We start from the raw sequence: 12884 nt of genomic DNA, 5'->3' as shown, positions 1-12884 counted from the left end.
CTGTGCAAAGATCGGTAAAGTGCTGAAAATCAGCTTTTTCTTCTTTCGGGATCGCGGCTGCCAGCGCTACAGTTAACGACACCGGTAGCCCGTGTTGGGCCTGGCGCCTGTTGAGGAATCATAAATAATGAAAAAAATTGCAATGACCTGCGCGTTCGTTGCGGCGTTCGCCTCCAGCTCGGTTTGGGCGGACGCAGCGAGCGATTTGAAAAGCCGTCTGGATAAAGTCGGCAGTTTCCACGCCAGCTTCACCCAAAAAGTGACCGACGGCAGCGGTGCCGCGGTACAGGAAGGTCAGGGCGATCTGTGGGTTAAACGCCCGAACCTGTTCAACTGGCATATGACCCAGCCGGATGAAAGCGTGCTGATCTCCGATGGTAAAACGCTGTGGTTCTACAACCCGTTTGTTGAGCAGGCAAGCGCCACCTGGCTGAAAGACGCCACCGGCAATACGCCGTTTATGCTGATCGCCCGTAACCAGGCCAGCGACTGGCAGCAATACAATATCAAGCAAAGTGGCAATGATTTTATCCTGACGCCGAAAACCAGCGCGGGCAATCTGAAGCAGTTCACCATTAACGTTAGCGCGGACGGCACCATCAATCAGTTCAGCGCCGTAGAGCAGGACGACCAGCGCAGCAGCTATCAGCTTAAATCCCAGCAAAATGGCGCGGTGGATATGAGCAAGTTCCGCTTCACGCCGCCGCAGGGCGTTACCGTGGACGACCAACGTAAATAGAGGTGTGAGTGAGTAACCTGTCGCTCGACTTTTCTGATAACGCATTTCAACCTCTGGCCGCGCGTATGCGGCCAGAAAATTTAGCGCAGTACATCGGGCAACAGCACCTGTTAGCGCCCGGCAAACCGCTGCCGCGCGCGATTGAAGCGGGCCATCTGCATTCGATGATCCTCTGGGGGCCGCCAGGCACCGGCAAAACCACCCTCGCTGAAGTGATTGGCCGCTACGCCAGCGCGGATATTGAACGTATCTCCGCGGTGACGTCAGGCGTCAAAGAGATCCGTGAAGCTATCGAGCGTGCCCGGCAAAATCGCAATGCGGGTCGACGCACTATTTTATTTGTCGATGAAGTCCATCGCTTCAATAAAAGCCAGCAGGACGCATTTCTGCCGCATATTGAAGACGGCACCATCACTTTTATCGGTGCGACCACTGAAAACCCCTCGTTTGAGCTGAATTCGGCGCTGTTGTCCCGCGCCCGCGTCTATCTGCTGAAATCCCTGACCACAGAAGATATCGAACAGGTTCTCGATCAGGCGATGAATGACGCGAAGCGTGGCTATGGCGGCCAGGACATCGTACTGCCGGACGATACGCGCCGGGCGATTGCAGAACTGGTGAACGGCGATGCCCGCCGGGCGTTAAATACGCTTGAGATGATGGCGGACATGGCTGAGCTGGATGATGCCGGCAAGCGGGTGCTGAATCAGGAATTACTCACTGAAATCGCGGGCGAACGCAGCGCGCGCTTCGATAACAAAGGCGATCGGTTCTACGATCTGATCTCCGCGCTGCATAAATCGGTACGCGGTTCCGCACCTGATGCCGCGCTCTACTGGTATGCGCGTATCATCACGGCGGGCGGCGATCCGCTGTATGTGGCACGCCGCTGTCTGGCGATTGCCTCTGAAGACGTCGGCAACGCCGATCCGCGCGCCATGCAGGTGGCGATTTCGGCATGGGACTGCTTTACCCGCGTCGGCCCGGCAGAAGGGGAAAGGGCGATTGCTCAGGCGATTGTCTATCTGGCCTGCGCCCCGAAAAGCAATGCCGTCTATACCGCCTTTAAAGCTGCACTCTCCGACGCGCGCGACCGCCCTGATTATGATGTTCCGGTCCATTTACGCAATGCCCCGACAAAGCTGATGAAAGACATGGGCTACGGGGAAGAGTACCGTTACGCCCACGACGAGCCCAACGCTTACGCCGCCGGAGAAGTGTATTTCCCTCCTGAAATGGCACAAACGCGCTATTACCGCCCAACAAACAGAGGTCTTGAAGGGAAAATTGGCGAAAAGCTCGCCTGGCTTACTGAACAGGATCAGAAAAGCCCCACAAAACGCTACCGCTAATGCAGGCGTTGCGGTAAGGTTATCAAGACTCCAGTGGCCGCAGGCTGTGGCCACTTTCTCCCTTTCAATTCGATAAGCACAGGATAAGCATGCTCGATCCCAATCTGCTGCGTACCGAGCCAGACGCAGTCGCAGAAAAACTGGCACGCCGGGGCTTTAAGCTGGACGTAGATAAGCTGCGCGCTCTTGAAGAGCGTCGTAAAGTTTTGCAGGTCAACACCGAAAATCTGCAGGCTGAGCGTAACTCGCGATCGAAATCCATCGGCCAGGCCAAAGCGCGTGGGGAAGATATCGAGCCGCTACGCATGGAAGTGAACAAACTGGGTGAAGAGTTAGACGCGGCGAAAGCCGAACTGGAAACTTTGCTGAATGAAATTCGCGAAATCGCGCTGGCGATCCCCAACATTCCGGACGACAGCGTACCGGTGGGTAAAGACGAGCACGACAACGTTGAAGTCAGCCGCTGGGGCACGCCTCGCCAGTTCGATTTCGAGATCCGCGATCACGTCACCCTCGGCGAAATGCATGGCGGACTCGATTTTGCAAACGCGGTTAAACTGACCGGCTCGCGCTTTGTCGTGATGAAAGGCCAGATCGCACGTTTGCACCGTGCCCTGGCGCAGTTCATGCTGGATCTTCACACCGAAGAGCACGGCTACAGCGAAAACTATGTGCCGTATCTGGTGAACCACGCCACGCTGTACGGAACCGGGCAATTGCCGAAATTCGCCGGCGATCTGTTCCATACGCGTCCGCTGGAAGAAGAGGCGGACAGCAGTAACTACGCCCTGATCCCGACGGCGGAAGTGCCGTTGACCAACCTGGTACGTGACGAGATCCTCGAAGAAGAATCGTTGCCGCTGCGCATGACCGCGCATACGCCGTGCTTCCGTTCAGAAGCGGGTTCTTACGGTCGCGATACCCGTGGCCTGATCCGTATGCACCAGTTCGACAAAGTTGAAATGGTTCAGATCGTGCGTCCGGAAGATTCCATGGATGCGCTGGAAGAGATGACCGGCCACGCCGAGAAAGTTCTCCAGTTGCTGGGCCTGCCGTACCGCAAAGTGCTGCTGTGCACCGGCGATATGGGCTTCGGCGCATGCAAAACTTACGATCTGGAAGTGTGGGTGCCGGCGCAGGATACCTACCGTGAAATCTCTTCCTGCTCTAACGTATGGGATTTCCAGGCTCGCCGTATGCAGGCGCGCTGCCGTACCAAAACCGACAAGAAACCGCGTCTGGTGCACACCCTGAACGGTTCCGGTCTGGCGGTGGGCCGTACCCTGGTGGCGGTCATGGAAAACTATCAGCAGGCAGATGGGCGTATCGCCATTCCTGACGTGCTGAAGCCGTACATGAAAGGTCTGGAATTTATCGGTTAATCACCAAACCTGAAACAAGCGCCCTGAGGGCGCTTTTTTTATGCCGTTTATTTACCCTTCAGCGAATCGTAGCTGGTCATCAAATTGCGATAGTCCGGAATATGGTTAGAAAACAGCGTCGCCAGGCCTTCCACATCGTTGCGCCAGTCGCGATGCAGTTCGCAGGCCACGCCAAACCACGTCATCAGCTGCGCGCCCGCCTGAGACATACGATCCCATGCCGACAGGCGTGTGAGCTCGTTAAAGGTGCCTGAGGCATCCGTCACTACAAAGACGTCAAACCCTTCTTCAATCGCGGACAGCGCCGGAAAGGCCACGCACACCTCTGTAACCACCCCTGCAATGATCAGCTGCTTTTTGCCGGTAGCCTTCACGGCATTCACAAAGTCTTCATTATCCCAGGCGTTGATATTACCCGGACGGGCAATATAGGGCGCATCCGGGAACTGCGCTTTGAGCTCAGGCACCAGCGGGCCGTTAGGACCGGTTTCGAAACTGGTGGTCAGAATGGTGGGCAAATTAAAGTATTTCGCGAGATCGCCGAGTGCCAGAACGTTGTTTTTGAATTTATCAGGTTCGATATCGCGGACGAGAGAAAGCAATCCGGCCTGATGATCGACAAGCAAAACAGCCGCTTCATTTTTATCGAGACGAACGTAAGGTTTACTCATTTGCAGTTACCTTTGCAGGGTGGGATAAAAGCGCGTCGTCACTAAGAATAGATTAAAAAAACACCCGGTTGAGAGTGCAGCGGCTTCGATGAAATTTTTCGACTGAATTATCATGTTAATAGTTTTAAAATTTCCAATAAAACAAAGTGATAAAGTCACCCCCACGTTCAACATCGACAGGCTAAATGAATAACTTATATCGATAGCCATAAAACCCTGATTCGCCCTTAATAAGCCGATTGACTTTGTTTTTGGCGGTGGCATGATGCGCGTGAATTTTGAACTTCCTCACGGTTTAATCCATGCCCACGTATACCCGGCCAGTGCTGCTTCTGCTCTGTGGCCTACTTTTGTTGACCCTGGCTATCGCGGTGCTTAACACCCTGGTGCCGCTTTGGCTCGCCCATGAAAACCTTCCTACCTGGCAGGTTGGGGTAGTCAGTTCCGCCTATTTCACCGGAAACCTGGTGGGGACATTGCTGACCGGCAGCTTAATTAAGCGTTGGGGTTTTAACCGCAGCTACTATTTTGCCTCATTGCTGTTTGCGGCGGGCTGCGTCGGCCTTGGCCTGATGGTAGGTTTCTGGAGCTGGATGAGCTGGCGATTTATTGCCGGCGTCGGCTGCGCCATGATTTGGGTGGTAGTGGAAAGCGCGCTAATGTGCAGCGGCACCTCGCGCAACCGGGGCCGTCTGCTGGCGGCCTATATGATGATTTACTATGTCGGTACGGTACTGGGCCAGATACTGGTGAGCAAACTTTCTACCGATCTGATGGACGTGCTGCCGTGGGTGACCGCCTTAACGCTGGCGGCGATTTTACCGTTGCTGTTCACCCGTATCGTCAACCAGAACAGCGAGCATCAGGAAAATACCCCGGTGTGGTCGATGTTCAAGCTGCGCCAGGCGCGTCTCGGCGTGAACGGCTGCATCATTTCCGGGATCGTGCTCGGTTCGCTGTACGGCCTGATGCCGCTGTACCTTAATCATCAGGGCGTAAGCAATTCGGGGATCGGCTTCTGGATGGCGGTGATGGTTAGCGCCGGTATTGTCGGGCAGTGGCCGATAGGCCGTCTTGCCGACCGGTTTGGCCGGTTGCTGGTGCTGCGTGTGCAGGTATTTGTGGTGATCCTCGGCTGCCTGGCGATGCTCAGCAACGCAGCAATGGCACCTGCGCTGTTTATCCTTGGCGCGGCGGGTTTCACCGTTTATCCGGTGGCAATGGCCTGGGCATGTGAAAAAGTCGAGCACCATCAGCTGGTGGCGATGAACCAGGCGCTGCTGCTGAGCTACACCATCGGCAGCCTGTTAGGCCCGACCCTGACAGCCATGCTGATGCAGAAGTATTCCGACAATCTGCTGTTTATCATGATTGCCAGCGTATCGTTCGTTTATCTGCTGATGCTGCTGCGCAAAGCAGGCCAGCATCCAACCCCGGTGGTACACGCCTGATAATAAAAACCCCCGATTTGCGTCGGGGGTTTTGTTTAACTGCGGCGGAAGCTAGTACATCACTTTATGGCCGTACTGTTCCAGAATGCCTTTTACCCGCTCCATGGTCTCTTTCTTCGGCGGCTTCACGCCATCCAGTTTGTACTCTTCGCCCATCGCCACCCATTTGTGCTTACCCAGCTCATGGTAAGGCAGTAATTCGATTTTCTCGATATTGCCCATCTCGCGGGTAAACTCGCCGAGGCGATGCGCGGAATCATCATCGTCAGACCAGCCCGGCACCACCACATAACGGATCCAGGTTTTAATCCCTTTGTTAGCGATATAGCGTGCGAATTCCAGAGTGCGATGGTTAGAGACGCCCACCAGGTTCTGGTGGATCTCGTCGTTCATCTGCTTGAGATCCAGCATAACCAGATCGGTGACTTCCAGCAGCTCGTCAACCACCGGATCGTAGCGGCGCACAAAGCCGTTGGTATCCAGGCAGGTATGAATACCTTCTTTATGGCAGGCGCGGAACCAGTCGCGCACGAATTCGGCCTGAAGCATCGCTTCGCCACCGGATGCGGTGACGCCGCCGCCGGACGCGTTCATAAAGTGGCGATAGGTGACGACCTCTTTCATCAGCTCGTCAACGGTGATTTCTTTACCGCCGTGAGTATCCCAGGTATCGCGATTATGGCAGTACAGGCAGCGCATCAGGCAGCCCTGGAAGAAGGTGATAAAGCGAATGCCTGGGCCGTCGACGGTCCCGCAGGATTCAAAGGAGTGTATGCGACCAATTGCTGACATTGCGGTGTTTTCTCCAGATGTGGCCCATCCGGGGCCTGTGTGCGCACAACTCATAAAGGTTGTGTCGAGTCTGTTTTGGCAGTCACCCATCTCAGTATAGATAGCTGGCAAAGCAGGCTGCGGGGCGGGGTAGTAACTGTTAAAAAGGCCCCACGGATGTGGAGCCTTTATTGTACGCTTATTCAGCCAGACAGTGAATTACATGGTCTGAGTGAAGGTACGGGTAATAACGTCCTGCTGCTGTTCTTTAGTCAGGGAGTTAAAACGCACCGCATAACCAGAAACGCGGATGGTCAGCTGCGGATATTTTTCCGGGTTTTCCATCGCATCAAGCAGCATTTCACGGTTCATCACGTTCACGTTCAGGTGCTGACCACCTTCGATGGACGCTTCGTGGTGGAAGTAACCATCCATCAGACCCGCCAGGTTGGTTTTACGCACTTCGTCGTCTTTACCCAGCGCATTCGGCACGATAGAGAAGGTGTAAGAGATACCATCTTTAGCGTAAGCGAACGGCAGTTTAGCAACGGAAGTCAGAGAGGCAACTGCACCTTTCTGGTCACGGCCGTGCATCGGGTTTGCACCCGGTCCGAACGGAGCGCCAGCGCGACGGCCATCCGGCGTGTTACCGGTTTTCTTACCATAAACCACGTTAGAGGTGATGGTCAGAACTGACTGAGTCGGGATAGCGTTGCGGTAAGTCGTCAGTTTCTGAATTTTCTTCATGAAACGTTCTACCAGGTCAACCGCCAGATCATCCACGCGCGCATCGTTGTTACCGAACTGCGGGTATTCGCCTTCGATTTCGAAGTCGATTGCCAGACCGTCTTCGTCGCGAATCGGTTTAACTTTCGCGTACTTGATGGCGGACAGGGAGTCAGCCGCCACGGACAGACCGGCGATACCACACGCCATGGTACGGATAACGTCACGATCGTGCAGCGCCATCAGCGAAGCTTCATAGCTGTACTTGTCGTGCATGTAGTGGATGATGTTCAGCGCGGTCACGTACTGCTTAGCCAGCCAGTCCATGAAGTGATCCATACGATCCATCACTTCGTCGAATTTCAGCACGTCTGCTTTGATCGGCTCAGATTTCGGGCCAACCTGCATTTTCAGTTTTTCGTCCACGCCGCCGTTGATCGCGTACAGCATGGTTTTCGCGAGGTTTGCGCGCGCGCCGAAGAACTGCATTTGCTTACCAACAACCATCGGGCTTACGCAGCAAGCGATCGCGTAGTCGTCGTTGTTGAAGTCAGGACGCATCAGATCGTCGTTCTCATACTGCAGAGAAGAGGTATCGATGGAGACTTTCGCCGCGAATTTTTTGAAGTTCAACGGCAGTTTTTCAGACCACAGAATGGTGATGTTCGGCTCCGGAGACGGACCCATGGTGTACAGGGTGTTCAGGAAACGGAAGCTGGTTTTGGAAACCAGAGTACGACCGTCAACGCCCATACCGCCGATGGATTCCGTTGCCCAGATCGGGTCGCCGGAGAACAGCTCATCGTATTCCGGGGTACGCAGGAAGCGCACCATACGCAGTTTCATCACCAGATGGTCGATCATTTCCTGCGCTTCGGCTTCAGTGATTTTGCCTGCTTTCAGGTCGCGCTCAATGAACACGTCCAGGAAGGTAGACACACGACCGAAGGACATCGCCGCGCCGTTCTGGGATTTCACTGCAGCCAGGTAGCCGAAGTAAGTCCACTGTACGGCTTCTTGCGCGTTGGTTGCCGGGCCAGAGATATCGCAGCCGTATTTCGCTGCCATTTCTTTGATTTGACCCAGTGCGCGATGCTGTTCAGCGATCTCTTCACGCAGACGGATAGTGGCTTCCAGGTTTACGCCGTTTTCCAGATCGGACTGCAGAGACAGGAACTGTGCGTATTTGTCTTTCATCAGGAAGTCGATACCGTACAGCGCAACGCGACGGTAGTCACCGATGATACGGCCACGGCCATAGGCATCCGGCAGACCGGTCAGCACGCCGGACTTACGGCAGTTCAGGATGTCTTTGGTATAGACATCGAACACGCCCTGGTTGTGGGTTTTACGGTATTCGGTGAAGATTTTTTTCAGGGACGGATCCAGCTCGCGGTTATACGCTTTGCAGGAGCCTTCAACCATTTTGATACCGCCGAACGGGATAATCGCACGTTTCAGCGGAGCATCAGTTTGCAGACCAACAATTTTCTCAAGGCTTTTGTTGATGTAGCCAGCGTCATGAGAGGTGATGGTAGAAGCCAGGTCGGTATCGAAATCAACTGGCGCGTGAGTGCGGTTTTCCAGTTTGATGCCTTCCATAACTTTGTCCCACAGGGAAGTGGTCGCTTCCGTGGCGCCAGCCAGGAAGGATTCGTCACCTTCATACGGGGTATAGTTTTTCTGGATGAAGTCACGGACGTTAACTTCATTCTGCCAGTCACCTTTGGCAAAACCTTCCCAGGCTGTGGCTAACTTTTCATTAAGTTCAGACATTTAACACCTACCTTCTTAAGTGGAATTTTTCATTCTGCCCGAGCCGACCTTAATGGTGGTCGTCGCCGCGCAGATAAATGACCCAGTACGTCAACCCAACTAACAAACCACCACCGATGATATTGCCGATCGTAACCGGAATCAGGTTATCAATGATGAAGTTCATCACAGTCAGATGAGAAAAATTGTCCGGTGAGGAACCGATAGCGGTCCAGAATTCCGGGCTGGCGAAGTGACGAATCACAATACCAAACGGGATCATGAACATATTTGCGATACTGTGCTCAAACCCGCTGGCGACGAACATGCCAACAGGGAGGATCATGATGAACGCTTTGTCGAACAGGCTACGGCCGGAGTAGCTCATCCACACCGCCAGACATACCATCAGGTTCGCCAGGATACCGAGCGCGACGGCCTCGATAAAAGTATGGTGGAGTTTATGGTCAGCGGTTTGTAAAACATTTAAGCCCCAGCCGCCATTAGCGACCATATGCTCGCCCGCCAGCCACATCAGCAGTACAAACAGTAACGCGCCAATCAGGTTGCCGATATAAACATTCAGCCAGTTACGCGCCAGTTGGCCCCAGGTGATCCTGCCGCTCGCTTTAGCGACCACAATCAGCACCGTGGAGGTGAACAGGTCCGCGCCGCAGATCACACAAAGAATAAGGCCCAGAGAGAAGCACATCCCGCCGATCAATTTCGCGATGCCGTAAGGCATTGTCGCGGTACCGGTGGTGGCAGTGATATAGAAAACAAATGCGATGGAGATAAAGACGCCCGCCGTGATCGCCAGATAAAAGGTCTTCAGCGGCTGTTTCGTTGCTTTATAGACACCCGCTTCTTCGGCAACTTTTGCCATAGCAGCGGGAAGTAATAGATCGAAAGGGTTGTCAGCTTTCACACTAACTCTCTCTATATTTAATCGGCGACGAGATACTAACAAAGCATTATACAGCAAAATTTGATATCGATCATATCTCGCCGGAGTTGTAGACCTGCAAAACGTGGTGTTATTGCAATTTTTTGTGGTAACCTTTTGAAATTAAAGGTAAAAATAATTTTTAAAGTTTATTATTTAAGTTGAATGATACCGCTTCGCCTCATAGCCAACAGTTAATTAATATGGAGTATTTATTAAAATAAGTAACACTTAAAGCCGTTAAAGCTTGTTAATGTTTACTCATATTTAACTTTAAAATTACATTTGAAATAATTAACGCCAAAATAAAAAAAAGGGGCAATTAAATCGCCCCGTAATATAGCTGAGGTATGCACAATCGCATACGCTTTTTGAGTTACTTCAGGTTATGAGACTTTCCAGAAAGCGGCTTTAGCGCGCTGTAACTTCTCATATGCCGCCAGTAGCGCCTGATGCGCCGGGAAGGCTTTAAGATCGGCGTCCACCGCCTGCAGGCCATAGAACGGCGCTTCGCCGCTCAATGCCGCGCTGGCGTTTTCTACCGCTTCGGCACCGTACATACGCACAAAGGCGTTGAGATACTGCAATGGCTGGCGCTCTTCTTCCTGCGCCAGCAGCAGCAGGGTTTGCAGGCAGCGGTAGTAGTTGGCGCGCTCGGGGCTGAAAACCGAACCATTGAACTCCATGGTCCATTCGGTCCAGATCAGCGCCTGATCCAAATCGCCGCCTGCCAGCGCCAGCATCGCTTTCAGCTCGCCGATGCGCAGAGTGTACCAGCCGTTGTCTTTGCCGGTCGCCAGGCCCAGCAGTTCGCGCACGCGGGTAAAGTCGTCGTGACCTTCCTCATCCAGTTGGCCGATCAGATTGAGATAGTCCTCTTTTTCCCACGCGCTGCCCGGCAGCGCCAGAATGGTTTCGCGCAAATGCGCGCCCATGCTGTTATTGGCGAGCCACAGATCTTCCGCAGGATAGATATCCGACATGCCCGGCACGATGATGCGGCAGGCGTAGACGTTCAGGTGCTCGTAGTCGGCGATGTACACTTCTTTGTCTTCCGATTTGAAGATAGCCATTAAGGTGGCGAACTCTTCCTCGGTGGTGCCGGCGAAGCTCCAGTCGACGAACGGGTAATCGGCATCCTGCTTGAACATGTCCCAGGAGATCAGACCGCTGGAGTCGATAAAGTGGGTTTCCAGATTAGCGTGTTCCGCCACTTCTTCATCATCAAAGGTCGGCGGGGTGAACACGTCCAGATCCTTCAGGCTGCGGCCCTGTAACAACTCGGTCACGGTACGCTCCAGCGCCACGCCGAAGTCCGGATGCGCGCCAAAAGAGGCAAAGCAGGTGCCGTTAGCCGGGTTGAACAGCACCACGCAGATCACCGGGTATTTGCCGCCCAGCGAACCGTCGTAGGCGAAGATTGGGAAACCTTCGGCTTCGAGTTTAGCAATGGCTTCCACCACGCCCGGGTAACGCGCCAGCACTTCCTGCGGGATTTCCGGCAGGCTGATGCTTTCGGCGATGATGCGGTTTTTGATATGACGCTCAAACACTTCAGACAAGCCCTGCACGCGGGCTTCGTTAGCGGTGTTGCCTGCGGACATGCCGTTAGAGACGTACAGGTTGCCGACGATGTTCATCGGGATATACACGGTCTGCTGGTCGGACTGACGGGTGAACGGCAGGGCGCACACGCCGCGCGACTCGTTGCCGGATTGCAGGTCGATCAGCATGCTGGCGGTCAGTTCATTTTCCGGATCGTAAAAAGCGCGCAGGCGATCGTCGAGAATGCCTTCCGGCAGTTCGTCGTCTTCCGGGATCGGGAACCATTTCTCGTTGGGATAGTGAACGAACGGACCGTTAGCAACGGTGTCGCCCAGCCAGAAATCGGCAAAGAAATAGTTGGTGGAGAGACGTTCGAAATATTCGCCCAGTGCGGAGGCCAGCGCGGCTTTTTTGGTGGCGCCTTTCCCGTTGGTGAAGCACAGCGCGGAGTCTTTATCGCGAATATGCACCGACCAGACGTGCGGAACCGGGTTTAACCACGAGGCTTCTTCAATATTAAAGCCGAGATCGGTGAGCTGTTGCTGGAAGCGAGCGATGGAATCTTCCAGCGCAGCATCTTTACCGGGAATGAAGGTTTGAGTCATGAGAGTCACTTTTATCGTACGCAAAGCGCGCAATGATACGGGTTTTGCGTTACGGGTGCCATCTTCCCGCCGTTCCGGGCAAAAATAATTGTTAGCGCTATGCTTACTTTTAGCAAGGTACTGTAAAGGCGAATAAAAATGAAAGCATTTGATTGGCAACGGATGGCTTTTGACAAGGTCCCCTTTGAGTTTCTCGGCGAAGTCGCGCTGCGCAGCTTATACACCTTTGTGCTGGTCTTTATTTTCCTGAAACTCACCGGGCGGCGCGGCGTCCGCCAGATGTCGCTGTTTGAAGTGCTGATCATCCTGACCCTGGGCTCTGCCGCGGGTGACGTGGCGTTTTATGACGACGTACCGATGATCCCGGTGCTGGTGGTGTTTATTTCCCTCGGCGCGCTTTATCGGCTGGTGATGTGGCTGATGGCGCGCAGTGAGAAACTGGAAGATCTGCTCGAAGGCAAGCCGATGATTGTGGTGGAGGAGGGCGAGCTCGCCTGGGACAATCTGCGCAAAGAGAACATGACCGAGTTCGAATACTTTATGGAACTGCGGCTCAGCGGCGTGGAGCAGCTTGGGCAGGTGAAATTAGCCATTCAGGAAACCAACGGGCAATTAAGCGTCTATTTTTATGCCGATGAGAATGTCCGGCCCGGTTTGCCTATCCTGCCGGACTCCCACAAACCGGCATTTAACATCATGCCTGACGCAGCGGATTATGCCTGTATTCGCTGTAGTGAGGTCGTTGCCATGAAAGCCGGAGATAAACGGATGTGTCCGCGCTGCGGGCATCCGGATTGGGTGAAAGCGAGCCGTGCCCGCCGCGTGACCTGAACAGTGAAAATTGCGGTGTTCTGTTCCCCGCCTGGCATAATCTGCCGTGTGATAAAGCGCACATTTTACCGCGGGCGGGGATTACCCATTGCAGCCGTACTCGCTGAGTG

10 protein-coding genes are annotated in these 12884 nt (G+C 54.0%); 5 read left to right on the top strand and 5 right to left on the bottom strand.

What is annotated here, in order from left to right; genetic code table 11:
* Positions 1–127 precede the first annotated feature (127 nt).
* The 3 genes from lolA (at position 128) to serS (ending at position 3473) form a co-directional block, all read left to right on the top strand.
* Entirely contained in the window at positions 128–739 is a 612-nt protein-coding gene (gene lolA / locus GV764_RS19035; RefSeq protein WP_161661491.1) for an outer membrane lipoprotein periplasmic chaperone LolA, read from the top strand.
* Between the two features lie 8 nt (positions 740–747).
* Complete coding sequence (gene rarA / locus GV764_RS19030; RefSeq protein ID WP_161661490.1) at positions 748–2091, top strand: replication-associated recombination protein RarA; 1344 nt, start codon at positions 748–750, stop codon at positions 2089–2091.
* 89 nt (positions 2092–2180) lie between these two features.
* Positions 2181–3473: a serine--tRNA ligase gene (gene serS / locus GV764_RS19025; protein ID WP_161661489.1), complete on the top strand. Its 1293-nt coding sequence runs from the start codon at positions 2181–2183 to the stop codon at positions 3471–3473.
* 47 nt (positions 3474–3520) lie between these two features.
* Here serS and ycaC read toward each other — a convergent pair whose 3' ends face one another.
* Positions 3521–4144, bottom strand: a complete 624-nt coding sequence (gene ycaC, locus GV764_RS19020) for an isochorismate family cysteine hydrolase YcaC (protein WP_125291774.1) — start codon at positions 4142–4144, stop codon at positions 3521–3523.
* Positions 4145–4446: 302 nt separating this feature from the next.
* On the opposite strand from ycaC, the gene GV764_RS19015 reads away from it, so the two are divergent.
* On the top strand, positions 4447–5595 hold the full coding sequence (locus GV764_RS19015) for an MFS transporter (RefSeq protein WP_161661488.1): 1149 nt from the start codon (positions 4447–4449) through the stop codon (positions 5593–5595).
* Positions 5596–5646: 51 nt separating this feature from the next.
* Here GV764_RS19015 and pflA read toward each other — a convergent pair whose 3' ends face one another.
* The 4 genes from pflA to ycaO all read right to left on the bottom strand — a co-directional run bounded on the left by pflA (position 5647) and on the right by ycaO (position 11943).
* Positions 5647–6387, bottom strand: coding sequence for a pyruvate formate lyase 1-activating protein (gene pflA, locus GV764_RS19010; RefSeq protein ID WP_161661487.1), 741 nt, complete (start codon positions 6385–6387; stop codon positions 5647–5649).
* A gap of 198 nt (positions 6388–6585) precedes the next feature.
* Positions 6586–8868 (bottom strand): formate C-acetyltransferase, encoded by a 2283-nt coding sequence (gene pflB / locus GV764_RS19005; protein ID WP_161661486.1) that lies wholly within the window; start codon positions 8866–8868, stop codon positions 6586–6588.
* A 49-nt stretch (positions 8869–8917) separates the two neighbouring features.
* Positions 8918–9775 (bottom strand): formate transporter FocA, encoded by an 858-nt coding sequence (focA, locus tag GV764_RS19000; RefSeq protein WP_161661485.1) that lies wholly within the window; start codon positions 9773–9775, stop codon positions 8918–8920.
* Positions 9776–10179: 404 nt separating this feature from the next.
* Positions 10180–11943 carry a 30S ribosomal protein S12 methylthiotransferase accessory factor YcaO gene (ycaO, locus tag GV764_RS18995; protein WP_161661484.1) on the bottom strand — a complete coding sequence of 588 codons (1764 nt, stop codon included), beginning with the start codon at positions 11941–11943 and terminating at the stop codon, positions 10180–10182.
* A gap of 138 nt (positions 11944–12081) precedes the next feature.
* Here ycaO and GV764_RS18990 point away from each other — a divergent pair, with 138 nt between their 5' ends.
* Positions 12082–12774 carry a DUF421 domain-containing protein gene (locus GV764_RS18990; protein WP_161661483.1) on the top strand — a complete coding sequence of 231 codons (693 nt, stop codon included), beginning with the start codon at positions 12082–12084 and terminating at the stop codon, positions 12772–12774.
* The last annotated feature ends 110 nt before the right edge of the window (positions 12775–12884 follow it).

The organism is Atlantibacter hermannii (genome assembly GCF_009907385.1).
Taxonomy (GTDB): domain Bacteria; phylum Pseudomonadota; class Gammaproteobacteria; order Enterobacterales; family Enterobacteriaceae; genus Atlantibacter; species Atlantibacter hermannii_A.
Note: the sequence above shows the minus strand (reverse complement) of the source record. Positions and strands in the feature narration are given on the sequence as shown.

What these genes read in the sequence shown, in the direction of transcription:
- ycaO (WP_161661484.1), bottom strand. Translation starts at nt 11,943, where the DNA reads ATGACTCAAACCTTCATTCCCGGTAAAGATGCTGCGCTGGAAGATTCC.
- lolA (WP_161661491.1), top strand. Translation starts at nt 128, where the DNA reads ATGAAAAAAATTGCAATGACCTGCGCGTTCGTTGCGGCGTTCGCCTCC.
- pflB (WP_161661486.1), bottom strand. Translation starts at nt 8,868, where the DNA reads ATGTCTGAACTTAATGAAAAGTTAGCCACAGCCTGGGAAGGTTTTGCC.
- ycaC (WP_125291774.1), bottom strand. Translation starts at nt 4,144, where the DNA reads ATGAGTAAACCTTACGTTCGTCTCGATAAAAATGAAGCGGCTGTTTTG.
- pflA (WP_161661487.1), bottom strand. Translation starts at nt 6,387, where the DNA reads ATGTCAGCAATTGGTCGCATACACTCCTTTGAATCCTGCGGGACCGTC.
- GV764_RS19015 (WP_161661488.1), top strand. Translation starts at nt 4,447, where the DNA reads ATGCCCACGTATACCCGGCCAGTGCTGCTTCTGCTCTGTGGCCTACTT.
- serS (WP_161661489.1), top strand. Translation starts at nt 2,181, where the DNA reads ATGCTCGATCCCAATCTGCTGCGTACCGAGCCAGACGCAGTCGCAGAA.
- GV764_RS18990 (WP_161661483.1), top strand. Translation starts at nt 12,082, where the DNA reads ATGAAAGCATTTGATTGGCAACGGATGGCTTTTGACAAGGTCCCCTTT.